Below are 25,310 nucleotides of genomic sequence, written 5' to 3'. Positions count from 1 at the left end.
TGGCTGCCCACCAGAATAAATAACGGCCCTTAAAAGGGCCGTTATTGTACTGGCTGAACACTAAGTGTCCACGACTATCAGGCGTTGCTGTCCATGATGCTGGCAGGGGCGCCCTTGGCCAGTTCGGCCAGCTCCTTGTCGATGAAGTAGAGGCCTTTGCCATCTTCACCCACCAGACCCAGACGGTCGACGATGCTCTTGAACAGCTTCTCCTCTTCATGCTGCTCGGCCACATACCACTGCAGGAAGTTGAAGGTGGAGTAGTCCTGGGTGGTGAAGGCTACGTGGGCCAAACCATTGATGCACTTGGTGATGTGGTACTCGTGCTCCAGGGTGGTACGGAACACATCGCCCAGCGACTTGAACTCGTGGGGAGGGGCATCGATGGCACCCAGTTTTGGCATGGCACCGGTCTCGCTCACGTAGGTGAACAGACGCTCCATGTGCTGGCGCTCCTCGACCGCGTGCTGGCGCAGGAAGGTCGCCGCCCCTTCAAAGCCCTTGTCTTCGCACCAGGCACTCATCTGCAGATAGAGATTGGAGGAGTAGAACTCCAGGTTAATCTGCTCGTTCAACTTCTCGATCATGGCTTGGGCCAGCATCTTGTTTCTCCTCAGTGATTTGGTATCGATTGTCGCCACACTCCCGCCGCGAATCAACCCGCCAACGAGAGGGAGATCCCGTTTCTTTCAGCTCAGGGGGTCAGCTCCCCAAGGGAGGCGACATCCACCGGCGCAGCATAATCGACGCCCGGCAGCTCGAAGCCGTTGCAAAGTCCCCCAGCCCGTGGAAATTCTCCGGTGTCACCTTGGGCCAGAGCGCCGAAACGGCGGCCTGAATGGCCGGGTCGAGCTCGTGGTCATCCATCCGGATCAGCCGGTTGCCATCGGCTACTACCCCATTGGGCCCATACATCTTGGCAGCGAACAGTCGCTGCATCTGCTCGATGCAGCCTTCGTGCACACCGCGCTCCTTCATCACCCACATCAGCAGGCCCAGATAAACCGGCAGCACCGGAATATAGGCGCTCGCCTTGGTCACCAGCGCCTTGCAGACTGACACCCAGGCGTGACCGCCAATCTCGGCCAGCTGCAGGTTGATGGTCTCGGCGGTGGCGTGCAGATGCTCCTTGGCATAACCGATGGTGCCATCCCGATAGAGGGGATAGGTGGATTCGGGGCCGATGTAGGAGTAGGCGACGGTCTGCGCACCGGGGGCGAGACAACCGGCCTGCTGCAACGCCTGCATCCAGAGCTGCCAATCCTCGCCCCCCATCACGGTGACGGTATCGCGGATCTCCTCCGGCGTGGCAGGTGCCAGCGACTGCTGCACCAGGGTATCGCGCTCCAGATCCAGCCCCCAACCGCTGAACGGCTGGCCGGTGGTCTTGAGCACCGAACGCACCTGCGTGCCATCGGGCAGCACCCGGATGCCACTCGCCAGCGAATAGATCACCAGATCCACCTGCCCAAGCTGCTGGCGGATGGTATCGATGGCCTGCTGGCGCATCCCGTCGGAGAAGGCATCGCCAATCAGGTTGATGGCGATACGCCCCTCCTGCTCCGCCTCCTTGCGAAACCAGATGTTGTTGTACCAACCGGCGCTGCCGAGCCCCTTGTCGGAGGGGCCACGCTCGAAGGAGATACCAATGGTGTCGGCACCGGCACCAAAGGCGAGTGCAATGCGCGACGCCAGTCCAAACCCGGAGGAGGCACCCAGCACCAGCACCCGCTTGGGCCCATTGAACGGGCCAGCGGCCTTGATACGTTCGATCTGCTGCTGCACGGCGGCGCGACAGCCGATGGGGTGACAGTTGCGGGCAACACAACCTTGAATCTGGGGATGAATGATCATGGGAAGGCCTCCAAAGAAACTGGCTACAGCATAACCAAATCGAAAGAGATTAACTTGATGCCGGATCGCTATCAGTCAGAAAAGCCGCGGGAATTGAGGCAGAAAAACAAAAGGGAGCACGTGGCTCCCCAAAGCGGTATTCAGATGCTTTTTGTTGTTTTGTGTTCGTTGCGAAGCACGGGCCCATCCTATGCCTCTCCCCCCTGATCGGCAAGCCGAGGGGTGTGACCGGCGTCAAACTCTTGTTTAATTTATAGGCAAATAGTGGTTAATAACTGAGTGGCGGACCCTGTGTCACACGTCATTAAACTCATTTAAATCCCAAAACTGTGCCTGAGGCACCATTTTAGTTTCAGCAGAGATTGGTATAGTGGGCTGAAGGATCGGTAAGGAGAACCCCCATGAGTGGAACAACCTATTACAAGCATATTCTGGCTGCGATCGACCTCTCTGAAGATAACCGCAAGGTGATCGACAAGGCGGTGGACAGAGCCCGCTCCAACGGCGCCAAGCTGTCGGTTATCCATGTCGATGTGGACCTCAAGGATCTCTACACCGAGATGATCGATATCGACATCGACAACGTGCAGGATCAGGTGATCGCCGAAGCGAAAGAGAAGCTGGAGGCATTTCTGGCCTCGGTGGACTATCCCATCGAGAAGAAGCTGGTGATCTGCGGCGATCTGAGCGAGCGGGTCAATCAGGCGGTCAAGGAGTACGAGATCGACCTGCTGGTGTGCGGCCATCGCCAGAGCTTCTGGAGCCTGCTCACCTCGAGCGCCCGTCAGCTGATGAATACCGTGCCCTGCGATCTGCTGGTCGTCCCCTTGCAGAAGTAATGAAACCGGCGTAGTTTGATTTGCTATGAACATGACCGCATTCAATCACAACTACTGGTGGTGCTGCTCCTAAACAGGCGGCACCGCGTTTCTATTCAAGATTTCCCAAAGAAAACACCGTGACCGCCGAGAGGCGGTCAACTGTTTTTATCCCTTTGTCGCCTCCCGGCTCACCCAACTGGAGAGAGTGACATGCACAACCCCGTAATCCTGACTGGCGATCGTCCCACCGGCAAACTGCACATCGGCCACTATGTCGGTTCCCTGCGCCAGCGCGTCGAAGCCCAGCACCACTACCGTCAATTCGTGATGATCGCCGATCTGCAGGCGCTGACCGACAACGGCCACAACCCGGCCAAGGTGACAGACAACGTGCTGGAGGTGATGGCTGACTATCTGGCGGTCGGCCTCGACCCGGCCAAGACCACCTTCTGTTTGCAGAGCGCCCTGCCCGCCCTCGCCGAGCTCACCTGTTACTACCTCAATCTGGTCAGCGTCGCCCGGCTGGAGCGCAATCCCACCGTCAAGGCAGAGATCCAGCAGAAAGGGTTCGAACGCACGCTGCCGGCCGGTTTTCTGGTCTATCCGGTCAGTCAGGCCGCCGACATCACCGCCTTTCGCGCCAGTCATGTGCCGGTTGGGGAAGATCAGCTGCCGATGCTGGAGCAGACCAACGAGATCGTCCGCCGCTTCAACTCTCTGGTAGGCAAACAGGTGCTGACCGAGTGCCAGCCGATCCTGAGCGACACCGGCCGCCTGCCCGGCATCGACGGCAAGGCCAAGATGTCCAAATCCCTCGGCAACACCATCGAACTCGGCATGTCGGCGGAAGAGGTCAAACAGGCGGTGTTCGCCATGTATACCGACCCCAACCACCTCAAGGTGAGCGATCCGGGTCAGGTGGAGGGAAATACGGTGTTCACCTATCTCGATGCTTTCCATCCGGACAAGGCGCTGGTCGCCGAGATGAAGGCGCACTACCGGCGCGGCGGACTGGGGGACATGCGCTGCAAGCAGGTGCTCAATGACTGCCTGCAAACCCTGCTCGCCCCGATGCGGGAGCGCCGTGCCGCGGCCATTGCCGACAAGAAGATGCTGCTGGAACTGCTCTATCAGGGCACCGAGCAGGCCCGCATCATCACCGATGAGGTATTGGCGGAGGTGAAAAGCGCCATGGGGCTCGACTACTTCGCCAGCATCCGCTGAGCGGGAGTCCCGAGTGCATCGTCGCCATAGAGGTCGAACACCAGCTGGTGCAGCAGGCTCTTGAACCAGCCGATCGCCTCGTCGTGGGCGGTGAGCGGGTGGCCCGTCATCAGGTAGACGATGGGGATGGCGGGGTCGAGTTGATGCATCCGCAGCGGGTAGTAGCGGCAGAAGTGGCGCCCGATCATCTCGGGCACCACCACCAGATAGCGGCCGGTCGCCATCAGTGGCGGCACCGCCATAAAGCTCGGCAACCGCACGCCCAGCTCCCGCTCCACCCCGAAGCGAGCCAGCCAGAGTTCCACCATCGCCTGACTGTGACCCCAGCTGGAGGTGTGGATGTGGGGACGGCTCACCAGCTCGACCGGTGCAGCACATCGGGCAATTCGCTGCCAAGGGGCGACAGGCAGACCAGCGGGTTGTTGAACCACTCCTCCCGCCACAAACGGGGTGAGAGATGATTCGCCCCGGCGAAACCGATCACCAGATCCAGCTCACCTTTTTCCAACTCCCGCTCGTAGTTGCTATCGGCCAGCTCGCACACCTCAAGCCGACAGTGAGGGGCCTGCCGATGGAGCCTCTCCACCAGCACCGGCACCAACCCATGCTCCACCGAGCCCGGGGTGGCGATACGGAAAATCCGCCGCGCAGTGGCGGGATCAAACCCCTTGGCCTGCCGCAATCCCTGCTCCAGCATCGCCAGCGCCTGGCGCACCGGACCGGCCAGCGCCTTGGCTCGCTCGGTCGGCATCATCTCGCGCCGACTCATCACGAACAGCGGATCATCCAGCGCCACTCGCAGCCGCCCCAAGGCGTGACTGACGGTGGATTGGGAGAGATGCAGCCGTTCGGCGGCACGGGTGACATTGCGCTCCTGCATCAGCATGTCGAATACGGCGAGCAGGTTGAGGTCGAGACGGGCGAGCGAGCTATCCATCGATATTAGCCATAGTTAAATGCCAACAATTCATTTTTACCATAGTAACAGATTGCCTAGAATGCGCTGGCTTAATACATCGGAGATTCAAATGCGTAGCTATCTGTTATTGCTGGCCATTGGCCTGCTGTGGGGTTCACAGTTCATTTTCATGCACCAAGCCGTTGCCGAGTTGCCCCCCATTCTGGTGGCTGCCGGTCGTGCCTTGTGCGGCAGCCTGACTCTGGGTCTGCTCTGCCTGTTCATGCGGCTCAAGAGTGAGCACACCCCGTGGCGCACCTATATGCTGATCGCCCTGCTGGATGCCACCATCCCCTTCATCATGGTCGCCTGGGGCCAACAGTATGTGGATAGCGCCATCGCCGCCGTAGTCATGGGTTGTATCCCGTTTGTGACCATTCTGGCTGCACCACTGTTTATTTCTGGTGAAAGAATCACCAAAACCGGTCTGCTTTCCGTGATCATCGGCTTTGCCGGTGTACTCACCCTGTTCTGGCCGAAACTCTCCCAGGGCATGAACGCCGGTCTGCTCGGTGCCATGGCCATCCTGCTGGGTGCCAGCTGCTTCGCCATCGGCCTGCTGATGATCAAGCGCTTCGCCAAGGACCATCCGGTCGTGGTCGCCCGCAATATCCTGATCTCCTCGGCAATCCAGTTGCTGCTGGTCGCCCCCTTCATGGTTGATCTCGGCAGCCTGACCCTGCCGAGCACCCAGGCCCTGAGTGCGATCACCGTGCTGGGTACCCTCTGTACCGGTCTGGTCTACTTCCTCTACATGGCGCTGATCCAGAAGGCCGGCCCGACGTTCGCCTCCTTCAGCAACTATCTGGTGCCGCTGTTCGGTGTGATGCTGGGTGCCCTGTTCCTCGGCGAGCAGATCCACCCCACCACAGGTGTTGCTCTGGCCCTGATCCTCGGCTCGGTCGCCATGAACCAGTGGGCGCAACAGCGTCGCATGCAGCGCGAGGTCTCCCTATGTCAGGCATCCTGACCACACTGTGCGGTGGTCTGGTACTGATTGCCGGCTGGCAATATCGCCAGCGGCTGGCCGGGATCCTGGGCCTGCTGATGGTACTGCTGCCCTGGTTCTTCGATAGCAAGCTGCAAGCCATGCTGAGCTATGCCCTGAATGCCTGAAGTCCATCTCTGAATGTGTGACGAGAGTCTATCTCTCCTGTTTTTGGGACTGTTTTAAAAAACCTCCGATTTGTCCCCTGCTACCGGCGCTCTGCGCCGGTTTTTTTATGCCTGCCAGCCGGCGTCAGATCAGATAGCGATAGCTGAGTCGCTCGTTCTTGCGCGGCCCGGTGATCTGCCAGCTCAGCAGAAAACCGCCGTCGATCTCGGTCAACTCGGCGCTGTAGTGATCCGCCCCGCACAGATGGGGTTCGGCGGTCAGCCAGCGGCCATCCCCCTGCTGCAGCAGCTCGAACAGTGCGACCGGCGCTTCATAACGCAGATGGGAGAGACGGATCCCCCGTTCGCTGCGCTGCCACCAGAAGCAGTTGTGCATGGCGAGTTCCCTGCCATGAGGCGTGGTGTAGCGACCCTGCTCGTTAAACAGCCAGCCCCCCTGATGATCGGTCACCTGCACACGCCCCTCGCCCCGACCATTCCAGTCGGTCGCCGACCCCTCGCCATTGCTGGCGGTAAAGGAAAATGCTCCGACCTGTGGCAATCGCGCCCATAAACGCTGGATTGCCGCTTCCATCTCGGCCATCATAGCCCCCTTAAAATTGACAACTGATGATAAATCAAACACATGAACTACTTGATAGGGGTCACCCTGCTCTGGTCATTCTCCTTCAGCCTGATCGGGGTCTACCTCGCTGGCCAGGTGGATGCCTACTTCTCGGTGCTGACCCGCATCGCCCTCGCCAGTCTGGTGTTTCTCCCCTTCCTGCGCCGCCGCTGGCTGCGCCCCGATCTGGCGGCCAAGCTGATGGCCCTCGGCGCCATCCAGCTCGGCATCATGTATCTCTTCTACTACCACTCCTTCCTGCTGCTGACGGTGCCGGAAGTGCTGGTCTTTACCATCTTCACCCCCATCTACGTCACCCTGCTCCACGATCTGCTGGAGGGGCGCTTCAAGCCCACCTATCTGTGGGGCGCCCTGCTGGCGGTGCTCGGGGCTGCCGTCATCCGCTTCGACGGCCTGACCGAAAGCTATGTGCTGGGATTTATGGTGGTGCAGGGGGCCAACCTCTGTTTCGCCCTGGGTCAGGTGGGCTACAAGGTACTGCTGGCACGGGAGGTGGAGCAACCGCCGCAACTGGCGGTGTTCGGCTGCTTCTATCTGGGGGCGCTGGTGATCGCACTGCCCGCCTGGTGGCTACTGGGCAAGCCGCAATATCCGACGTCAGGGTTGCAGTGGGGTATTCTGCTCTGGCTGGGGGTGGGTGCCTCCGGCCTCGGCTACTTCCTCTGGAACAAGGGGGCGACGCTGGTCACCAGCGGGGTGCTGGCCATCATGAACAATGCGCTCATTCCGGCCGGCTTGCTGGTCAATCTGCTGCTCTGGGGCAAGGATACTGATCTGACCCGACTGACCATCGGCGGCCTGCTGATGCTGGCCTCGCTCTGGGTCTGCCAGCGTGACAAAAGCGGCCAACCCTGACCTCACTCAGCCGACGACGGTGTTGTGCTCCCGTCTGGCCTGACTGTGACAGCTGGCCAGCCGGGCCAGCAGATGATCGAGCTGCTCGCCAGCCTGACTCTGCACCAGCCCGATGCTGACGGTGACCGGCCGCTGTGACAGCAGGCTGGCATCGGCAATCTCGAGGCGCAGCCGCTCGGCGATCTCCAGCGCACTCATCCGCTCGGTCTGGGAGAGCATCAGGATAAAACCGTCCTCATCCCAGCGGGCGAAGGGATCTTCCCGCCGCAGTTCGTGACGTACGATACGCGCCAGCTTGGCCAGCATGGCGTCGCAAGCAGCTTCGCCAAACAATTGCTGGATTTTGGCCATATGATCGACCGAAAACTGCAGCAGACTGAAAGTGCCACTCTCGGTCGCCAGCCGATCCTCCAGCAGTTGCTCGAAGCGGCCACGGCTCTCCAAACCGGTCAGCGGATCGGTGCCATGTCGCTCCTCCACCAGCACGGCTGCGGGATCGAGGTGACGGACAACCCCCAGCAGATAGCCCCGCTCATCGCGACGCATCCGCTCTTCCAGCCGGATGTAGTGACCGTGATGATGCAGAATGCGGTATTCGAGGCGCAGACCGCTGCTGCGGCCGCTCTGGCAGGCGAGCAGGGCATCTTCCAGCCGGGCAACATCGTCGGGATGAACCCGATCCAGCCAGCCGAGATCATCCGGCCAACACTCTCCCAATCCCAACAGGCGCAGGCAGGAGGGATCACGCTGCAGTCCATGTTGGGCTGACCAGCTCCAGATCCCCGCCTCCAGCAGCGCCATGGCATCAGACAGCAGACCCGGATCAAGCCGGACAGTCACATCGACCAAAGGTGTCTTGAGCATTTCCATGGGGCGCCTCGAAACAGGATCTGAATACCTGCTCAATAAGTAACATTGGCGTTCACGCCGAGCAACAGGGTCAGAGTGCTTTTCCCTGATACCCGTTCATCAAGGTCTGCCAGTTCTCCGGTACGAAGTGGAAACTGGTATGCAGTTGAGACTCTTTATTGAATGAACGGAGCAAGCGTTCCAGATTGGCCTTCTGCCACTCGCCGGGGGAGCGGATCGCCCCCTTGTCAAAATCGATCACCCACACCTTGCCCTCTTTATCGAGCAGCAGGTTGTGGCTGTTGAGATCGGCGTGATAGACCCCGGCATCGTGCAGCTGGCGCACCGTCTGGCCTATCTTGTGCCACACCTCGGTCGCCACCGGCCCCTGCTTGAGCAGCGCCACCATATCCTTGGCACCGCGAATTCGCTCAATCAGGATATCGGCACGATAGAATGGGCCCTGTTTGACCATGCGGGCACCAAACGGACGCGGCACCGGCAACCCCAGCTCACACAGCTTGGCCAGCAGGGTGTATTCGGCCATGGCACGGCTCGACTCGACCCCTTCGAACCAGAAGCGATCCCGCACCACCTTGCCCACCATGCCGCCGCGATAGTAGTGGCGCAGCACCAGATGGCGGGACTCATCCTTGACGAACCAGGTCACTCCCCGTCCGATGGAGGTCCCTACCACCTGACGGTTGTTCTGCCACCAGGCAGGATCGAATAACTGGGGAGAAGGGTCGCGAAAGGCCCCTTCGGCATACCAGCAGATCTGGTTGTGTTCGGTCTGTACTCGCATCGTGGAGATCCCGCTCGGTGGGTCATGGATCGCAATTTTTCAATTGGCGATGAGGCTGCCGCTCTGGCATGCCCGCAATAGTGGCCTTTAATCAACGACGTGCAGAGACAGGTCATGGCGCTGGGCCCGGCCTATCCTGGCTGACGATTGTGCGCAATTTTACAATCCAGAGGGGAGTTTGCATAATGCCATCCACCCTTTTTGCCAGCCGTGCGCCACAACATGCCGCTATTTCAAACGCCCCCCTCCTCCATCTGCATCCTGCGGCTCTCCGCCATCGGGGATTGCTGCCACGCACTGGCACTGGTGCGCGTCATCCAGCGGGAGTGGCCACAGACCCGTATCACCTGGATCACCGGCAAAATCGAGGCAACCCTGTTTGCCGATCTGCCCGGCGTCGAGTTGATTCCCTTCGACAAGAGCAAGGGATGGCGCGGCTATCGCGATCTCTGGCAGACCCTCAAGGGACGCAAATTCGATGCCCTGCTCCACCTGCAGGCAGCGATGCGAGCCAGCATCGCCACCCTCGGCATCAGCGCCAAGGTCAAACTCGGGTTTGATCGGGAACGGGCCAACGACGGCCAGTGGCTGTTCACCAACCACAAGGTGCCTTCGCCTGCCTCCCCCCATGTGCTGGACGGTTTCCTCGCTTTCGCCAAAGAGCTCGGCATCCAGGATCTGACCCCGGATTGGCAGCTGCCCATCAGCGCCGAACATCAGGCGTGGGCAAGGGAGAAGATTGGCGGCAAACCGACCCTGCTGATCTGCGCCGCCGCCAGCAAGACCTTCAAGAACTGGACGGCCGCAGGCTATGCCGCGCTGGCGGATCACGCCGCCAGCAAGGGCTTTCAGGTCTATCTCTGTGGCGGGCCGGCCAAACTGGAGCGGGATCTGGCTGCCGACATCCAGCGCTTAAGCCAGAGCAAGCCGGTCGATCTGGTGGGGCAGACCAACCTCAAGCAGCTGCTGGCGCTGATTGGCGAGGCGAGGCTGGTACTGGCCCCCGATACCGGCCCCACCCATATGGCCACCATAGTGGGCACGCCGGTGATCGGTCTCTATGCCCACCACAATCCGGCCCGCACCGGCCCATATCTCTGCCGCGACTACGTGGTCAGCGTCTATCAGGAGCTGGTCGAGCAGGAGACCGGCAAGCCGCTGGCCGAATTGAGCTGGCGCACCCGCCTCAAGGATCCGGAGGCCATGCGAAAAATCACCAGCGAGCAGGTGATCGCCGCCTTCGATCGGCTCTGTGCCGATCGTCAGCTGCCGTAGTGACAGGGCACCTCGGGAATTCCGAGCCATCAGGCAGGGATAACCTGATAGCCTCTGCCCTCAGCCAAAGGCACAATGCAGGCTGATGTGGGTTACGCTTCCGCAGCAAGCTACGAATACTTTGATCGGCTGGAATATGATTCCGGCCGTTTTTTTATTCGCCGCATTCTGGTAAAATTCGCCGCCTTTACATCCTTCTGACTCAAGAATTTTCCGCGTTTTGCGTTTGGCTGTCTCCCTTTCGGGCACAAGACGGCAGTCTCTGCTACAACCAAAACAGCGGTTTCGATTAAAGGTAATAATATGGCGCAACAAGGCACTCTCTATATCATCTCCTCTCCGAGCGGCGCGGGTAAATCCAGTCTGCTCAATGCCTTGCTGACCCAACATAACGCTGCGGGCAAGATGCAGCTGTCGGTTTCCCACACCACTCGCGCCACCCGCCCGGGCGAAGAGCACGGCGTACACTACCACTTCGTTCAGGTGGAAGAGTTCAAGGCACTGATCGAACGCGGTGATTTTCTGGAGTGGGCCGAAGTGTTCGGCAACTACTACGGCACCTCACGCGCCGCCATCGAAGCCTGTCTGGCCAAGGGGATCGACGTATTCCTCGACATCGACTGGCAAGGTGCCCGCCAGATCCGCGAGCAGATGCCGACCAAATCCATTTTCATCCTGCCCCCCAGCCGCGAAGAGCTGGAACGCCGCCTGATTGGGCGCGGTCAGGACAGCGCCGAAGTGATTGCCGGCCGAATGGCGAAAGCCATTGCCGAAATGGTGCACTACGACGAGTATGACTATGTCATTATCAATGAAGACTTCGAGCAGGCGCTGTTCCAGCTCAGGTCCATTATTGAGTGCCAACGGCTGGAGATGCGTCACCAGCAACAGGCTCAAAAAAACTTGCTGCAACAGCTACTGGCAGAGTAAGCCAAAAACAAGTAAACTTTTGCGTCATTTTTAAACACTGCTTTTCTAAATACAGAAAGCCCAAACACTGGAGTCCTGCATGGCACGCGTTACTGTAGAAGATGCTGTAAAACAGGTAGGTAACCGTTTTGACCTGGTGCTGGTCGCCGCGCGCCGCGCTCGTCAAATCGCGGTACAAGGCAAAGATCCCCTGGTCGACGAAGAGAACGACAAGCCGACTGTGATCGCCCTGCGTGAGATCGAGCTGGGTCTGGTGAACAATCAAGTGATGGACACCCAGGACCGCTACGAACAGCAAGAGCAGGAAGCCGCCGAGCTGGCTGCCGTTGCTGCCATCGCCGAAGGCCGCGGTTAAGTTATTCCTCCGGTTGGCACCCGCCCGGGTGCCGACTGTTCATCCCCATTTACAACCGCTCGAAAACCTCGCAAACTCAGGGCTATACCCTCAATTCCACGAATTGCCGTTTCACCGCTGCGGGGACTGTCTTGTATTTATTTGAAAACCTTAAAGAAATAGCCAGTTCCTACCTGCCGCCAGAGCAGGTTGAGAAGCTCAAGCAAGCCTATGTGGTGGCCCGTGATGCCCACCAGGGCCAGATGCGTTCCAGTGGCGAACCCTATATCACCCACCCCGTTGCCGTTGCCCGAATCCTGGGTGACATGCGCCTCGATCATGAAACCCTGATGGCCGCCGTGCTGCACGACGTCATCGAAGACACCTCTGTCACCAAGGCCGATCTGGCCGAACAGTTTGGCAATGCGGTTGCAGAACTGGTGGCCGGGGTCTCCAAGCTCGACAAGCTGAAGTTTCGCGATCGCAAAGAGGCGCAGGCCGAGAACTTCCGCAAGATGGTGATGGCGATGACCCAGGATATCCGGGTCATTCTGATCAAGCTGGCCGACCGCACTCACAACATGCGCACCTTGGGCTCCCTGCGCCCTGACAAGCGCCGCCGCATCGCTCGGGAAACCCTCGAAATCTTCGCCCCCATCGCCAACCGCCTCGGTATTCACACCATGAAGAACGAGCTGGAAGAGCTGGGCTTCGAGGCGCTCTATCCGATGCGATCCCGCGTGCTGCGCGAATCGGTGCGCCGCGCCCGTGGCAATCGTCGCGAGATCATCGACTCCATCCAGAGCGAAATCAGCGGTCGCCTGAAAGAGGCGGGGATCGAGCATCAGGTCAGTGGCCGCGAGAAGAATCTCTTCTCCATCTACAACAAGATGGAGAAAAAAGAGCTGCAATTTCATGAGGTAATGGATATCTACGCCTTTCGTGTCAAGGTGAAGGACATAGATACCTGTTACCGGGTGCTGGGACAGATGCACAGCCTCTACAAACCGCGCCCCGGCCGCTTCAAGGATTACATCGCCATCCCCAAGACCAACGGCTACCAGTCGCTGCACACCTCGCTGGTGGGGCCGCACGGAGTGCCGGTCGAGGTACAGATCCGCACGAGTTCATGGATCAGATGGCCGACAAAGGGGTTGCCGCCCACTGGGCCTACAAGCAGGATGGCGACAGCTCGGGCACCACAGCCCAGATCCGCGCCCAGCGCTGGATGCAGAGCCTGCTGGAATTGCAGCAGAGCGCCGGCAGCTCGTTTGAATTCATCGAAGGGGTCAAAACCGACCTCTTCCCCGACGAGATCTACGTGTTCACGCCGGAAGGACGCATCATGGAGCTGCCCGCTGGCGCCACGCCGGTGGACTTCGCCTACACGGTGCACACCGACATCGGCCACGCCTGCGTCGGTTCGCGGGTCGACCGCCACCCCTACCCGCTCAGCAGCCCGCTGCACTCGGGCCAGACGGTGGAGATCATCACGGCGCCGGGCGCCCGCCCCAACGCGGCCTGGCTCAACTTTGTGGTGACCACCAAGGCACGCTCCAAGATCCGCCAGTTCCTCAAAAACCTGCGCACCGAAGAGTCGGTGGTGCTGGGTCGCCGCCTGCTCAACCATGCGCTGGGCGCCAAGAATATCGAAGATATTCCCGAGCCACGCATCAAGCAGGTGCTGGCCGATACCAAGCACGAAAATCTGCAGGGGCTGCTGGCCGATGTGGGCCTCGGCAACGCCATGAGCGTCATGGTGGCGCGCCGCATGCTGGGGGATGAACTGCCGCCGGAAGAGCAGCCCAAAACCAGCAGCAAGAAGATGCCGATCAAGGGTGCCGACGGCATGCTGGTCACCTTCGCCAACTGCTGCCGCCCGATCCCGGGAGATGCCATTATCGCCCATATCAGTCCGGGCAAGGGTCTGGTTATCCACCAGGAAGCCTGCCGCAACATCAAGGGCTACAGCAAGGAGCCGGACAAGTACCTGCCGGTGCAGTGGGAAGTGGACAAGGAGCAGGAACAGGAGTTCCGCACCGGCATCAGCATCGAGATCGTCAACCATCAGGGTGCGCTGGCCGAGCTGGCCAACGTGATTGCCGCCACCGGCGCCAATATTCACGCCATCAGCACCGAAGAGAAGGATGGCCGGGTCTATCAGGTCAGCCTGCTCATCACCACCAAGAGCCGCATCCACCTGGCCAACATCATGCGCAAGATCCGCGTGATGCCCAACGTGCTCAAGGTGAGCCGACAGAAGAACTGAACACAGGCGGCGCAAGCCGCCTGCTGCTTTTATAGAGACAAGCCATGACCCCCGAACGCTTCAAGCGCATCACCGATATGCTGGCCCAGCGTCAGCTCGATTTGACCGTCTGTATGGAAGAGGTACACAAACCTCACAATCTGGCCGCCATCGTGCGTACCGCCGATGCCATCGGCATCCACCGGGTACACGCCGTCTGGCCCAAAACCTGGATCCACAAACGCAAGGGCACCGCCCGCGGCAGCCAGAACTGGGTGGATGTAAAACTGCACCCGGACATCGGCAGCGCCGTTGCCGAGCTGAAAGCTTCAGGCATGCAGATCCTGGCAACCCACCTCTCCGACAGCTCCGTCGATTTTCGCGCTATCGACTACACCAAACCGACCGCCATTCTGGTGGGTCAGGAGAAGCACGGCATCGGTGAAGAGGCGCTGGCGCTGGCCGACCACCATATCGTCATCCCCATGGTGGGCATGGTGCAGTCCCTCAACGTCTCGGTGGCTGCCGCCGCTATCCTCTACGAGGCGCAGCGCCAGCGCGAGCTGGCCGGTTGCTATCAACGCGGCTGCCCGCTCACGCTGGAGGAGCAGAACAGCATCCTGTTCGAGGGGGGTTATCCTATCTATGCCCAGCTCTGCAAAGAGAAAGAGATGCCCTACCCCCAGCTCGGCCCGGCCGGTGAAATTCTGGCGGACGAAGAGTGGTGGCAACGGATGCAGCTGACCCGCAAAGGGTGGGCGCAGCAGAGCGAACAGGACGATCCGCAGGAGGAGTGATGGATAACCCTTTTGGCAGCTGGCTGGAATCGCAAATCATCCGAGATCACCTGACCAACCCGAACATAGAGGCCGGCGACTACAGCTACTACTCCGGCTACTACCACGGCAAGCCGTTCGAGGATCACTGCGTCCGCTACCTGCTCGGCGATGGCTCGACCCGCGACACTTGGGAGAGCGGCCTCTGGGGCGAGGTGGACCGGCTGATCATCGGCAAATTCTGCTCCATCGGCTCGGGCGCCACCTTCATGTTGGCGGGCAATCAGGGCCACCGGCTGGATTGGGTCTCCACCTTCCCGTTCAACCCCGACACCTTTGGCGAAGGGGCCCGCAGCGGCTTTCAGCGCAAGGGGGACACCCGGATTGGCAATGACGTCTGGATCGGCTCGGAAGCGATGATCATGCCCGGCATCACCATAGGTGATGGCGCCGTCATCGCCACCCGCGCCGTCGTGACCAGGGATGTGGCCCCTTACACCATAGTCGGCGGCAACCCGGCCCAGCCGATCCGCCGCCGCTTCAGCGATGAGCAGATCGCCATGCTGCAAGAGATGCAGTGGTGGGACTGGCCCCTGCCCCGCTTGCAAGCCAGCATGGCGCTGCTCTGCTCGGGGGATATCGCCTCCCTTTATCACCATTGGCAACAGGAGTGTGCCTGATGAACCCCCTCTCTCTTTCCCTGTTGGCCCTGACCCTGTTTTCTGCCGGAGCCCTTGCCGTGACCAATACCTATCAGCTCACCAGCGAAGCCGATGTACCCAGCCTCTACCAGCAAACCCTACCCGACTTCTGGCGCCAGCATGCGGTTGAAGGAGAGTTCAAGGGCAAGGACGGGGTGACCATCCGCTATGCCGCGCTGCGGCAGGAGAAGGTTGATCGCGCCATCCTCATCGTCAATGGCCGGGTCGAAAGCTACCTCAAGTATCAGGAGCTGGCGTGGGATCTCTGGCGTCAGGGCTACAGCCTCTACCTTATCGACCATCGCGGTCAGGGGATGTCTAGCCGGATGCTGGATGACCCGCAGAAGGGATATGTCGACCAGTTCGACGATTATGTGGTAGATCTCAAGCGGTTTCACGACCAGATCATCATGGCGGACCAGCCTGCCAAGCTGTTCCTGCTGGCCCACTCCATGGGCGGCGCCATCTCGGCCCGCTATCTGGAACGCTGGCCCGATGATATCAAGGCGGCCGTGCTCTCCTCCCCCATGCTGGGCATCAATCTCGGCGGTCTGCCCAAGTGGCTGGCCAAGGGATTGGCGAGCACCATAGGCACGGTCGGCGGCTGGATTGGCGAGCCTCCCTACGGCCCCGGTCAGGGCGCCTATCAGGATCACGGCTTTGCTGATAACGAGCTGACTCACAGCCAGCCCCGCTATCAAGCCTTCCGCCAACTCTACGAACAGCACCCGCAGATCAAGCTGGGTGGCGCCACCGCCCACTGGATTTATCAGGGGATCACAGGTGCCGATGCCGCCATTGCCGATGCGGGCGCCATCAAAACCCCGCTGCTGGTGCTGCAAGCTGGCAACGACAGCGTGGTGGACAATGCCGCGCAGGATCGCTTCTGCACCATTGCCAAGTGTGAAGGGGGCAAACCGCTGCGCATCGAGGGAGCCTGGCACGAACTGTTTATCGAATCCGATGACAAACGCCAGCCCGCCCTGACCGCGATGGTCGACTTTTTCGCCCGCTTCTGAGCTGGCTATTTTTTGTAACCCTAAATAAATGGGGTGACAGTGCGGGCTAAGGTAAACTGCCCCTGTTTTCAATCGATGCCGAGGTAATGATGTTCAAGGTAGTTGTATCCGATCTCGATGGCACTCTGCTCAACAAGCAGCACCAGATCTCTCCCCGTACCCGGGATACCCTGCACCGCCTGGTAGAACAAGGTGTGAAATTCGTGGTCGCCACCGGCCGTCATCACGTTGACGTTCGCAGCTTCCGCGATGCGCTGGGGATGGACATCTACCTCATTACCTCCAATGGCGCCGTGGTCCATGACAAACAGGATCAGCTGATTTTCAACCAGCCGCTGCCGACCGAGATCGCCGCCGAACTGATTGCGCTGGAGCGCGACCCCTCTATCCACCTCAATGTCTATCAGGGTGATGACTGGGTGGTGGAAGAGGAGCTGCCCTGGCTGCTGCAGTTCCACGACGAGTCAGGGTTCACCTACCGTCTGGTCGATGACCTGAAGCAGGAACCGAAAGAGCAGATCAACAAGGTGTTCTACATCGGCGACCACGAGAAACTGCTGAAGATCGAGGCGCACCTCAACCAGCGCTATGGCGATCAGCTCAACGTCACCTTCTCCCTGCCGGACTGCCTCGAAGTGATGCACGCCGGGGTGCATAAGGGCAATGCGGTGCGTGCCGTGCTGGAGCAGAACGGGTTCGATATGTCGGAGGCGATCGCCTTCGGCGATGGCATGAACGACTTCGAGATGTTGACCATGGTGGGACGCGGCATCGTGATGGGCAACGCCCATGACCGCCTGAAAATGGCGCTGCCGGCGTACGAGCAGACCCTCACCTCTGACGAAGATGGCGTCGCCGTCTATCTGGAGAAGCTGTTCGAGCTGGAGAGCGTCAGCGCCGCCTGATCCTCTTCAATCCCGACATTCGAATCAACAAAGCCTCACCATGTGAGGCTTTGTTTTTTCAGGGTCTCCAGCCAGGGATTGGGCCGCTGCCAGCTGAAGCTCTGGTTCGCCCCGCCGTAGCATTCAGCCAGCCGCAGCGGCGTGCCGGGGGTATGGCGTCGCCCGGCCACATCGAGGCAGCGGGGCGGGAGAGCAAGCAAAGGAAATTTTGTTATTCATGGAAAAATGCCTGAAATGGGCCGATGACATCCGGTTGTCAGTGACTCGAGGCTGAAGCATAACCGAAAGGCGGGGCGCGCTGCCCAAATAGAGTGTAAACAGACGTAACAGGGAGAGAGTACTGGCACGGCGGAGGCCAGAAAGCAAAAAACCCCGCCGAAGCGAGGTTTTTCTAAATGTGGTCGGTGATAAAGGATTCGAACCTTTGACCCTCTGGTCCCAAACCAGATGCGCTACCGGACTGCGCTAATCACCGAGGCTATTTCTTTCAAAATAGTTTACTTCAAAAAAACAAAGACGACCTGATGGTCATCCTCGTCATACAGCAAGTATGGTGCGAAGAGAGGGACTCGAACCCTCACACCCGGGGGGCACTAACACCTGAAGCTAGCGCGTCTACCAATTCCGCCACCTTCGCGTACCTGACAAGCTGTAAAATGGGGTGGCTGATGGGGCTCGAACCCACGACAACCGGAATCACAATCCGGGACTCTACCAACTGAGCTACAGCCACCACAGCTGTTTTCGTTCCACAACAACGCCCGTTTAACCGACGCACTTTTGATGGTGCGCCCGACAGGATTCGAACCTGTGACCTCTGCCTCCGGAGGGCAGCGCTCTATCCAGCTGAGCTACGGGCGCTACGCTGTCGAACGGGGCGCATTATTAATGATGGTTGCTGGTTTGTCTACACTTTTCTGTCACCGAAACACTGTTCGTTGCTTTTTCAAGCATATTGCGCACTTTTCTTCCACTATTCCCCTGCTGCCAGCCGAAAAGGGGCAGATCGCTGTCGCAAATCGCCTTGCTGCCTTGACTTGATTTGATGCCCATCTAGAATGAATGAACGTTCATTCAATCGAAAGTCACACTGATGATTCTGGATAAAAAAGAGAGCATCTTCAACGCGGCCCATGAGGTGCTGGGTGAACGGGGTTTTCATGGTCTGTCGATTGCAGAAGTCGCCAAGAAGGCCAATGTTGCCACCGGCACCATCTATCGCTACTTCGGCGACAAGGATGATCTGATCCGGCAACTGCACCAGCACACTATCTTGCAGTGTGTGCCCATGGTCATGGCCGATGTAGCAATCGATAAAGTTTCATTTCAACAATTTCGCCAATTATGGCTCAATATTCATGCCATTTTTGTTAACGAACCCAACGCTATCCGGTGCAAATTGCAGTACGAGAGCTCTCCGCTAGGGGCAGAATTGGAGACCAATCCTGTCATTCTGGCCGCCTGGGAGCCTCTGGACCGATTTTTTGAACAGGGCGTTGAACAAGGATTGTTTATTGATTTACCGATACGGGCACTCCAGGTGTTGAGTCTGGACAGTGTCATGCATCTGGCCCTGCAGTGCAGGGTGCACAACATCACGCTGACCGAATCGCAGTTGGAAACCGCGATCCGGGCCAGCTGGAATGCCATTTTATCCCCCAATCTTTCCACCTCAGGAGCCTGTTCATGAAAAAGTGGATGGCCATTATGTTGCTGATAGCGATCGCCTTGTTTGGCAGCGTCATCGGCTTCAATTTGTTCAAACAGAAGATGATTGCCCAATACATGGCCAACCGGCCGGAACCCGAGTTCCCCGTCACCGCCATGGTGACCAAGGCGCAGGATTGGGTACCGACCATCGAAGCGATCGGCTTCATCGAGCCGAATCAGGGGGTGACCCTCTCCACCGAACTGGCCGGTACCATTGACGCCATCACCTTTGAATCAGGCAAACCGGTCAAGGCTGACCAGCTGCTGCTGAGCCTGGACTCCACCGTGGAGCGGGCCAATCTGCGCGCCTCCCAGGCCAAGCTGCCGGCGGCAAAAGCCAAGTTCGATCGTTTCCAGAACCTCTACAAAACCAGCTCCATCTCCAAAGAACAGCTGGATGAAGCTGAAGCTGCCTATCGCTCGCTGGAAGCAGATATCGAGAGTCTGAAGGCGACCATTGCCCGTCGTGAAGTCCGTGCGCCCTTTAGCGGCGTGGTCGGCCTGCGCAATGTGTTCCTCGGTCAGTATCTGCAGCCGGGCACAGATATCGTGCGCCTGGAAGATACCAGCGTGATGCGCCTGCGCTTCACCGTGCCCCAGACCGATATCTCCAAAATCAAGCTGGGCCAGACCATCAAGATCAATGTGGATGCCTATCCACAAACCCAGTTTGACGGTCACATCACCGCCATAGAGCCTGCGGTCAACTTCCAGAGCGGCCTGATCCAGGTACAGGCAGACATTCCGAACAACGACGGTCAGCTGCGTTCCGGTATGTTCGCCCGCGCCAGCATCATTCTGCCGACGGTGAAAGATCAGATTGTGATCCCGCAAACCGCTATCTCCTTCACCCTTTACGGTCAGAACGTCTACGTGCTCAAAGAGGGCGAAGAGACCGACAAAGAGGGTAACAAGGTGAAAGTGCTGCGAGCCAAGCAGGTTGTGGTCAAGGCCGGTGAGCGCCGTGGCAACGATGTGCATGTGCTCTCCGGCATCCAGGCCGGTGACCAGATCGTACTGTCGGGTCAGGTTCGCCTGAGCAACGACACCAAGGTGCATGTGGTCGAGAACGATGCCCTGGCCGTTCCGGCACAAACCCCGATGCTGTAAGCGCGGAGATCTGCGATGCGATTTACTGACATATTTATAAAACGGCCTGTGCTGGCGATCTCGCTCAGCTTCCTGATCGCCTTGCTGGGCTTTCAGGCCATCTTCAAGATGCAGGTACGGGAATACCCCGAGGTGACCAACACGGTGATCACCGTCAGCACTGGCTACTATGGCGCCAGTTCTGATCTGATCCAGGGGTTCATCACCCAGCCGCTGGAACAGGCGGTCGCGCAAGCCGACAACATCGACTTCATGACCTCCTCCAGCCAGCTGGGCAGCTCCACCATCACTGCGTACATGAAGCTCAACACCGACCCCAACGCCGCGCTGTCCGACATCCTGGCGAAGGTGAACTCGGTGCGCTCCCAGTTGCCGAAAGAGGCGGAAGACCCGTCGGTCACCTCCTCCACCGGTTCAACCACGGCGGTGCTCTACCTCGGCTTTACCAGCCCGGAGCTCAACTCCAGCCAGATCACCGACTATCTGGAGCGGGTTATCAAGCCGCAGCTCTTTACTGTCGGCGGGGTCTCCAAGGTTGACCTCTACGGCGGTGTCGAGTTTGCCTTGCGGGTATGGCTGGATCCGGCCAAGATGGCGGCCTTCAACCTGACTGCCAGTGACGTGATGACGGTGCTCAACAGCAACAACTATCAGTCCGCGACAGGTCAGGCGACCGGTTACTTTACCCTGTTCAACGGCAACGCCGAGACCCAGGTCAAGGATGTCGACGAACTGAAGCGTCTGGTCGTTGCTACCCGTGACGGCAAGGTGATCCGCCTTTCCGACATTGCCAAGGTGACCCTCGAGAAGAGCCACGACATCTATCGCGCCAGCGCCAACGGCCGCGAAGCCGTGGTCATGGCGGTCAACGCCGCGCCGACAGCCAACCCCATCAACATCGCCCACGATGTGCTGGCGTTGCTGCCGAGCCTTGAGCGCAACATGCCGAGCACCATGCGTCTCAACGTGATGTATGACTCCACCGTGGCGATCAACGAGTCCATCCACGAGGTTATCAAGACCATCCTGGAGGCAGCCGCCATCGTTCTGGTGGTCATCACCCTGTTCCTCGGTTCGTTCCGCGCGGTCATCATCCCGATCATCACCATTCCGCTCAGTCTTATCGGCGTGGTGATGATGATGGATATGTTCGGCTTCTCGATAAACCTGATGACCCTGCTGGCGATGGTGCTGGCGATCGGTCTGGTGGTGGATGACGCCATCGTGGTGCTGGAGAACGTCGACCGTCATATCAAGGAGGGGGAAGAACCGTTCCGGGCCGCCATTATCGGTACCCGTGAAATTGCGGTGCCGGTTATCGCCATGACGGTTACGCTGGCGGCGGTATACGCGCCTATTGCCCTGATGGGTGGTATCACCGGCTCCCTGTTCAAGGAGTTTGCCCTGACCCTGGCTGGCGCCGTGTTCGTCTCGGGCATCATCGCCCTGACTCTGTCACCGATGATGTGTTCCAAGATGCTCAAGGCCAACGAGCAGCCAGGCAAGTTCGAGAGCACAGTCCACCACCTTCTGGAGCGGATGACCGATCGCTACGACAGCATGCTGCACGCCGTGATGAAAAAGCGCCCCGTCATCGTGGTGTTCGCCGTCATCGTCTTCGCCAGCCTGCCGCTGCTGTTCAAGTTCATCCCGAGCGAACTTGCACCGTCAGAGGACAAGGGGGTAATGGCCGTGCTGGGTACCGCACCGTCCAACGCCAACCTGGACTACATCGAAAACACCATGGCGGATGTGAACAAGATCCTGGACGACCAGCCCGAGATCGCCTTCTCCCAGGTCTTCTCAGGGGTGTTCAACGCCAACCAGGCGTTCGGTATCGCCTCCATGGTGCCCTGGAGCCAGCGTGAAGCGAGCCAGAAAGAGGTACTGGACCGGGTCGCCAATCTGGTGAAAGACATTCCGGGTATGGCCATCACCACCTTCCAGTTCCCGGAACTGCCGGGTGCATCGAGTGGTCTGCCTATCCAGTTCGTCATCACCACCCCGAACAGCTTCGAAAGCCTGTTCCTGGTGGCCGGTGAAATTCTGGCAGCGGCGCAGAGTAACGGTCAGTTCGTCTATTCGGATCTCGATCTGAACTACGACTCCGCCACCATGAAGATCCGCATCGACAAGGACAAGGCGGGTGCCTACGGCATCACCATGCAGGATATCGGAATCACCATGGGCACCATGATGGCGGACGGTTACGTCAACCGTATCGACCTGGATGGCCGCTCCTACGAGGTGATCCCGCAGGTCGAGCGCAAATACCGTCTCAATCCGGAGTCCATCAAGGGCTATTACGTGCGGGCCGCAGACGGCAAGTCGATCCCGCTCGGCAGCCTGATCAGCATTGAAGTGGTTGGCGAGCCCCGCGCCCTGCCTCACTTCAACCAGCTGAACTCCGCCACCATAGGCGCCGTTCCGGCTCCGGGCGTGGCCATGGGTGATGCGATCAACTGGTTCCAGACCACCGCTGACGAGAAGCTGCCGCAAGGTTATCGTTACGACTTCATGGGTGAAGCCCGTCAGTTCGTCACCGAAGGCAATGCGCTCTATGCCACCTTCGCACTGGCACTGGCCATCATCTTCCTGGTGCTGGCAATCCAGTTCGAGTCGGTGCGTGACCCGCTGGTCATCATGGTCTCTGTACCGCTCGCCATCAGCGGGGCCTTGATTGCCCTGGCATGGGGTATGGCGACCATGAACATCTACTCCCAGGTGGGCCTCATCACCCTGGTGGGTCTGATTACCAAGCACGGTATCCTGATCTGTGAAGTAGCTAAGGAAGAGCAGCTGCTGCGCGGCATGAACCGGATGGAAGCCGTGATGCAGGCCGCCAAGGTGCGTCTGCGTCCGATCCTGATGACCACTGCCGCCATGATTGCCGGTCTGATCCCGCTGCTCTACGCCGCAGGCGCCGGTGCGGCACAGCGTTTCAGCATCGGTATCGTCATCGTGGCAGGTCTTGCCATCGGTACCCTGTTCACCCTGTTCGTGCTTCCGGTGATATACACCTATCTGGCTTCCGAGCACAAACCCTTGCCGGTATTCGATGAAACCATTCCGCCCAAAGCAAACGGCGGACATTAATCATCAATCACATGCGAAGGCCCCGATACGGGGCCTTTTTTATGCTTCGCAGGAAAGACGACATAAGTGCATGAAGCAGTTAAACTAAAAAACACCACATCCAGACCGCAAGGACGCCATGTCAGGACTCTTCTCCAAGACCGCCAGGGCCGTAGGCCGCAACGGACTCTCATATCGCCTGCTCTCCTACATTCTGGTCTGCAGTACCGTATTGGCGATGATCATTACGGCGCTGCAACTCGCCTGGGATTACCGCAAGGATGTTGCCGTCATCGAAGACAGCATCGGCCAGATCGAGGCCTCGTTCCTGCAACCCATCGCCGCCAGCTTGTGGAACCTGGATGAAGAGCAGGTCAAAGTGCAAATTGAAGGGATCATGAACCTGCCCAACATGCAGTTCGTGATGGTCAAGGAGATGCTCGGCAACTCCGAAGTCCCGCTGCTGACCCAGGGGGTCGAGCGGGAGAGCTATGATATCTCCCGCGAATTCAACCTCACCTATCAGGGTGAAATCGTCGGCAAGCTGTTCGTTGCCGCCTCTCTCGAGCAGATCTACCAGCGCCTCATCGAAAAATCGGTGCTGATCATGGTCAGCCAGACCATCAAGACCCTGGTGGTCTCATTTTGCATCCTGATCATCATTTATTATCTTGTAGTCAGGCACATCAACCGCATCGCCAACTACGCCCAGAAGTTCAACCTCGATCGGCTCGACATGGCTTTGGAGCTGGAAGGCCGCCCGCAGCCACGCAAGAAACCCGATGAGCTGGATACCCTGGTCTCCACCCTCAACCAGATGCGTACCCGGCTGCGTGACGAGCTGGTTGCCCGCCATCAGGCGGTCGAACAGCTGCAAAAGGAGCGGGACTTCTCCGCCACCCTGATCAACTCCGCCAACATGGTCATCTGCTGCATGGAACCGGATTTGACCATCGCCAGCATCAACCCGGCAGCCATACTGCTGACCGGCTACCACCAGCAAGAATTGTTGCAGCACAACTGGCTGGATCTCTTTGTCAGCCCGGCGCAACGGGAAGAGCTGAACGATATTCTGGCGGCGGAAGGTTCACTGGCTGACAAAGAGGTCATCATGCATGACCAGCAGGCCCATGAGCTGGTACTGCAATGGACCTTCGTCCCCTTCTACGATGGCCCCAACCTCAAGTACCAGATCGGCTTCGGCTACGACATCACCCAGCTGAAAAAGGTCGAGCGGGAGATAATCCAGCTCAACGAACAGCTGGAAGGCAAGGTGGTGGAGCGTACCCGCAGCCTGAGCGAAGCCAACAACCAGCTCGGCAAGGCGTACGACGACCTGAAACAGGCCCAGCAGACCCTTGTGGAGTCGGAGAAGATGGCCTCCCTCGGCTCGCTGGTGGCCGGGGTGGCACACGAGATCAACACTCCGATCGGCATCAGCGTGACCGCCTCCTCCTACCTGCAGGAGCGGGTCGCCGACTTCAAGTCCCATATCGACTCCAAGCAGCTGTCGCGCTCCTATCTCAACGAGTTCACCATCAACCTCGACGAGTCGATGCAACTGCTGCAGAGCAACCTGCGGCGCGCCTCCGAGCTGATCGCCAGCTTCAAACAGGTGGCTGTCGACCAGTCATCGGAAGCACGCTACAACTTCAGCCTCGCCGACAACCTCCATCAGGTGGTGGTCTCGCTTGGCCACAAACTGAAGAAGAGCCAGTGCGAAGTGGATATCCAGTGCGATCCCAAGCTGTCAATCTTCTCCTTCCCGGGCAGCTTTACCCAGATCTACTCGAACCTGATCCTCAACTCCATCAACCACGGGTTCGACAGCTGGGACAAACCGAAGAAGATCACCATCAAGGTGGAACAGCAGGGAGAGGAGCTGTTTATCGACTATTCGGACAACGGCCGCGGCATCCCGCCCGAAATCTTGCCGCGCATCTTCGATCCCTTCGTCACCTCCAAGCGGGGTCAGGGGGGCAGCGGTCTGGGCACTCACATCATCTACAACCTGGTAGTACAACTGCTAAAAGGCCGTATCAGCTGTGCCAGCGAACCGGGCCAGGGCGCCCAGTTCCATATTCGCCTGCCGATCCAACATAACTGAGCGCTGGCTCTTG

20 protein-coding genes, 4 tRNA genes and 4 pseudogenes are annotated in these 25,310 nt (G+C 59.1%); 17 read left to right on the top strand and 11 right to left on the bottom strand.

The features are described 5' to 3' along the window. Positions 1–77 precede the first annotated feature (77 nt). Together ftnA and fabV are read right to left on the bottom strand one after the other, a co-directional pair. A complete protein-coding gene (gene ftnA, locus ACTG19_RS13275; RefSeq protein ID WP_005339225.1) occupies positions 78–602 on the bottom strand; it encodes a non-heme ferritin in 525 nt (174 codons plus the stop codon). 92 nt (positions 603–694) lie between these two features. Then, positions 695–1,854, bottom strand: a pseudogene (gene fabV, locus ACTG19_RS13270) (enoyl-ACP reductase FabV). Between the two features lie 401 nt (positions 1,855–2,255). On the opposite strand from fabV, the gene ACTG19_RS13265 reads away from it, so the two are divergent. Together ACTG19_RS13265 and trpS are read left to right on the top strand one after the other, a co-directional pair. After that, on the top strand, positions 2,256–2,693 hold the full coding sequence (locus ACTG19_RS13265; protein ID WP_005339229.1) for a universal stress protein: 438 nt from the start codon (positions 2,256–2,258) through the stop codon (positions 2,691–2,693). Positions 2,694–2,885: 192 nt separating this feature from the next. Beyond that, positions 2,886–3,899: a tryptophan--tRNA ligase gene (gene trpS / locus ACTG19_RS13260; RefSeq protein WP_113740708.1), complete on the top strand. Its 1,014-nt coding sequence runs from the start codon at positions 2,886–2,888 to the stop codon at positions 3,897–3,899. Here the strand turns inward: trpS and ACTG19_RS13255 are convergent. Further along, positions 3,878–4,836: pseudogene (locus ACTG19_RS13255) on the bottom strand (LysR substrate-binding domain-containing protein). The gene trpS and the pseudogene ACTG19_RS13255 sit on opposite strands and share 22 nt — an antisense overlap. A gap of 91 nt (positions 4,837–4,927) precedes the next feature. Between ACTG19_RS13255 and ACTG19_RS13250 the strand changes: the two are divergent. Further along, positions 4,928–5,827, top strand: coding sequence for a DMT family transporter (locus tag ACTG19_RS13250; protein ID WP_005357113.1), 900 nt, complete (start codon positions 4,928–4,930; stop codon positions 5,825–5,827). Next, positions 5,812–5,973, top strand: coding sequence for a hypothetical protein (locus ACTG19_RS13245; RefSeq protein WP_005339236.1), 162 nt, complete (start codon positions 5,812–5,814; stop codon positions 5,971–5,973). Before ACTG19_RS13250 ends, ACTG19_RS13245 begins: the two co-directional genes overlap by 16 nt. 124 nt (positions 5,974–6,097) lie before the next feature. Here ACTG19_RS13245 and ACTG19_RS13240 read toward each other — a convergent pair whose 3' ends face one another. After that, positions 6,098–6,559 carry a TNT antitoxin family protein gene (locus ACTG19_RS13240; protein WP_257687312.1) on the bottom strand — a complete coding sequence of 154 codons (462 nt, stop codon included), beginning with the start codon at positions 6,557–6,559 and terminating at the stop codon, positions 6,098–6,100. Between the two features lie 39 nt (positions 6,560–6,598). On the opposite strand from ACTG19_RS13240, the gene ACTG19_RS13235 reads away from it, so the two are divergent. Beyond that, positions 6,599–7,453 carry a carboxylate/amino acid/amine transporter gene (locus ACTG19_RS13235; RefSeq protein ID WP_101531372.1) on the top strand — a complete coding sequence of 285 codons (855 nt, stop codon included), beginning with the start codon at positions 6,599–6,601 and terminating at the stop codon, positions 7,451–7,453. Positions 7,454–7,459: 6 nt separating this feature from the next. Here the strand turns inward: ACTG19_RS13235 and ACTG19_RS13230 are convergent, their stop codons facing one another. Continuing rightward, entirely contained in the window at positions 7,460–8,323 is an 864-nt protein-coding gene (locus tag ACTG19_RS13230; protein WP_257687313.1) for a GGDEF domain-containing protein, read from the bottom strand. Positions 8,324–8,393: 70 nt separating this feature from the next. Beyond that, a complete protein-coding gene (locus ACTG19_RS13225) occupies positions 8,394–9,107 on the bottom strand; it encodes a 3-deoxy-D-manno-octulosonic acid kinase (protein WP_005339249.1) in 714 nt (237 codons plus the stop codon). 222 nt (positions 9,108–9,329) lie between these two features. Here ACTG19_RS13225 and ACTG19_RS13220 point away from each other — a divergent pair, with 222 nt between their 5' ends. The 8 genes and pseudogenes from ACTG19_RS13220 to ACTG19_RS13185 all read left to right on the top strand — a co-directional run bounded on the left by ACTG19_RS13220 (position 9,330) and on the right by ACTG19_RS13185 (position 17,295). Beyond that, positions 9,330–10,382 carry a glycosyltransferase family 9 protein gene (locus ACTG19_RS13220; protein WP_439989153.1) on the top strand — a complete coding sequence of 351 codons (1,053 nt, stop codon included), beginning with the start codon at positions 9,330–9,332 and terminating at the stop codon, positions 10,380–10,382. Positions 10,383–10,685: 303 nt separating this feature from the next. Further along, the gene (gmk, locus tag ACTG19_RS13215; RefSeq protein ID WP_005357125.1) at positions 10,686–11,312 is read left to right on the top strand and encodes a guanylate kinase; all 627 of its coding nucleotides are present in this window, start codon (positions 10,686–10,688) and stop codon (positions 11,310–11,312) included. Positions 11,313–11,391: 79 nt separating this feature from the next. After that, positions 11,392–11,667 carry a DNA-directed RNA polymerase subunit omega gene (gene rpoZ / locus ACTG19_RS13210; RefSeq protein ID WP_005307060.1) on the top strand — a complete coding sequence of 92 codons (276 nt, stop codon included), beginning with the start codon at positions 11,392–11,394 and terminating at the stop codon, positions 11,665–11,667. Positions 11,668–11,798: 131 nt separating this feature from the next. Then, positions 11,799–13,915: pseudogene (gene spoT / locus ACTG19_RS13205) on the top strand (bifunctional GTP diphosphokinase/guanosine-3',5'-bis pyrophosphate 3'-pyrophosphohydrolase). 44 nt (positions 13,916–13,959) lie between these two features. Then, complete coding sequence (gene trmH, locus ACTG19_RS13200; RefSeq protein WP_042063570.1) at positions 13,960–14,691, top strand: tRNA (guanosine(18)-2'-O)-methyltransferase TrmH; 732 nt, start codon at positions 13,960–13,962, stop codon at positions 14,689–14,691. Then, complete coding sequence (locus ACTG19_RS13195) at positions 14,691–15,350, top strand: CatB-related O-acetyltransferase (RefSeq protein ID WP_139440373.1); 660 nt, start codon at positions 14,691–14,693, stop codon at positions 15,348–15,350. The genes trmH and ACTG19_RS13195 overlap by 1 nt, the downstream gene beginning before the upstream one ends. Beyond that, complete coding sequence (locus tag ACTG19_RS13190) at positions 15,350–16,390, top strand: alpha/beta fold hydrolase (protein WP_376889725.1); 1,041 nt, start codon at positions 15,350–15,352, stop codon at positions 16,388–16,390. Before ACTG19_RS13195 ends, ACTG19_RS13190 begins: the two co-directional genes overlap by 1 nt. Positions 16,391–16,479: 89 nt before the next feature. Then, on the top strand, positions 16,480–17,295 hold the full coding sequence (locus tag ACTG19_RS13185) for a Cof-type HAD-IIB family hydrolase (protein ID WP_139732805.1): 816 nt from the start codon (positions 16,480–16,482) through the stop codon (positions 17,293–17,295). A 35-nt stretch (positions 17,296–17,330) separates the two neighbouring features. Here ACTG19_RS13185 and ACTG19_RS13180 read toward each other — a convergent pair. From ACTG19_RS13180 to ACTG19_RS13160, 5 genes and pseudogenes are all read right to left on the bottom strand, one after another. After that, a pseudogene (locus tag ACTG19_RS13180) lies at positions 17,331–17,477 on the bottom strand (ricin-type beta-trefoil lectin domain protein); the annotation flags it as partial. A 216-nt stretch (positions 17,478–17,693) separates the two neighbouring features. Beyond that, positions 17,694–17,770, bottom strand: a tRNA-Pro gene (locus ACTG19_RS13175). Positions 17,771–17,846: 76 nt separating this feature from the next. Further along, a tRNA-Leu gene (locus ACTG19_RS13170) sits at positions 17,847–17,932 on the bottom strand. Between the two features lie 20 nt (positions 17,933–17,952). Beyond that, positions 17,953–18,028: transfer RNA gene (locus tag ACTG19_RS13165), tRNA-His, on the bottom strand. A 51-nt stretch (positions 18,029–18,079) separates the two neighbouring features. After that, positions 18,080–18,156: transfer RNA gene (locus ACTG19_RS13160), tRNA-Arg, on the bottom strand. Between the two features lie 232 nt (positions 18,157–18,388). Here ACTG19_RS13160 and ACTG19_RS13155 point away from each other — a divergent pair. The 4 genes from ACTG19_RS13155 (at position 18,389) to ACTG19_RS13140 (ending at position 25,297) form a co-directional block, all read left to right on the top strand. Then, positions 18,389–18,985, top strand: coding sequence for a TetR/AcrR family transcriptional regulator (locus ACTG19_RS13155; RefSeq protein ID WP_005339267.1), 597 nt, complete (start codon positions 18,389–18,391; stop codon positions 18,983–18,985). After that, complete coding sequence (locus ACTG19_RS13150; protein WP_005355753.1) at positions 18,982–20,115, top strand: efflux RND transporter periplasmic adaptor subunit; 1,134 nt, start codon at positions 18,982–18,984, stop codon at positions 20,113–20,115. The genes ACTG19_RS13155 and ACTG19_RS13150 overlap by 4 nt, the downstream gene beginning before the upstream one ends. Before the next feature lie 15 nt (positions 20,116–20,130). Continuing rightward, on the top strand, positions 20,131–23,211 hold the full coding sequence (locus ACTG19_RS13145) for a multidrug efflux RND transporter permease subunit (protein ID WP_005355755.1): 3,081 nt from the start codon (positions 20,131–20,133) through the stop codon (positions 23,209–23,211). A gap of 118 nt (positions 23,212–23,329) precedes the next feature. After that, positions 23,330–25,297, top strand: coding sequence for an ATP-binding protein (locus ACTG19_RS13140; RefSeq protein WP_194495400.1), 1,968 nt, complete (start codon positions 23,330–23,332; stop codon positions 25,295–25,297). Positions 25,298–25,310: the final 13 nt, after the last annotated feature.

The sequence above is a fragment of the Aeromonas sp. 3P genome (assembly GCF_051919745.1).
Classification (GTDB): domain Bacteria; phylum Pseudomonadota; class Gammaproteobacteria; order Enterobacterales; family Aeromonadaceae; genus Aeromonas; species Aeromonas veronii.
The sequence above is the reverse complement of the archived record's forward strand: the minus strand, read 5'-3'. Positions and strand labels throughout refer to the sequence as shown.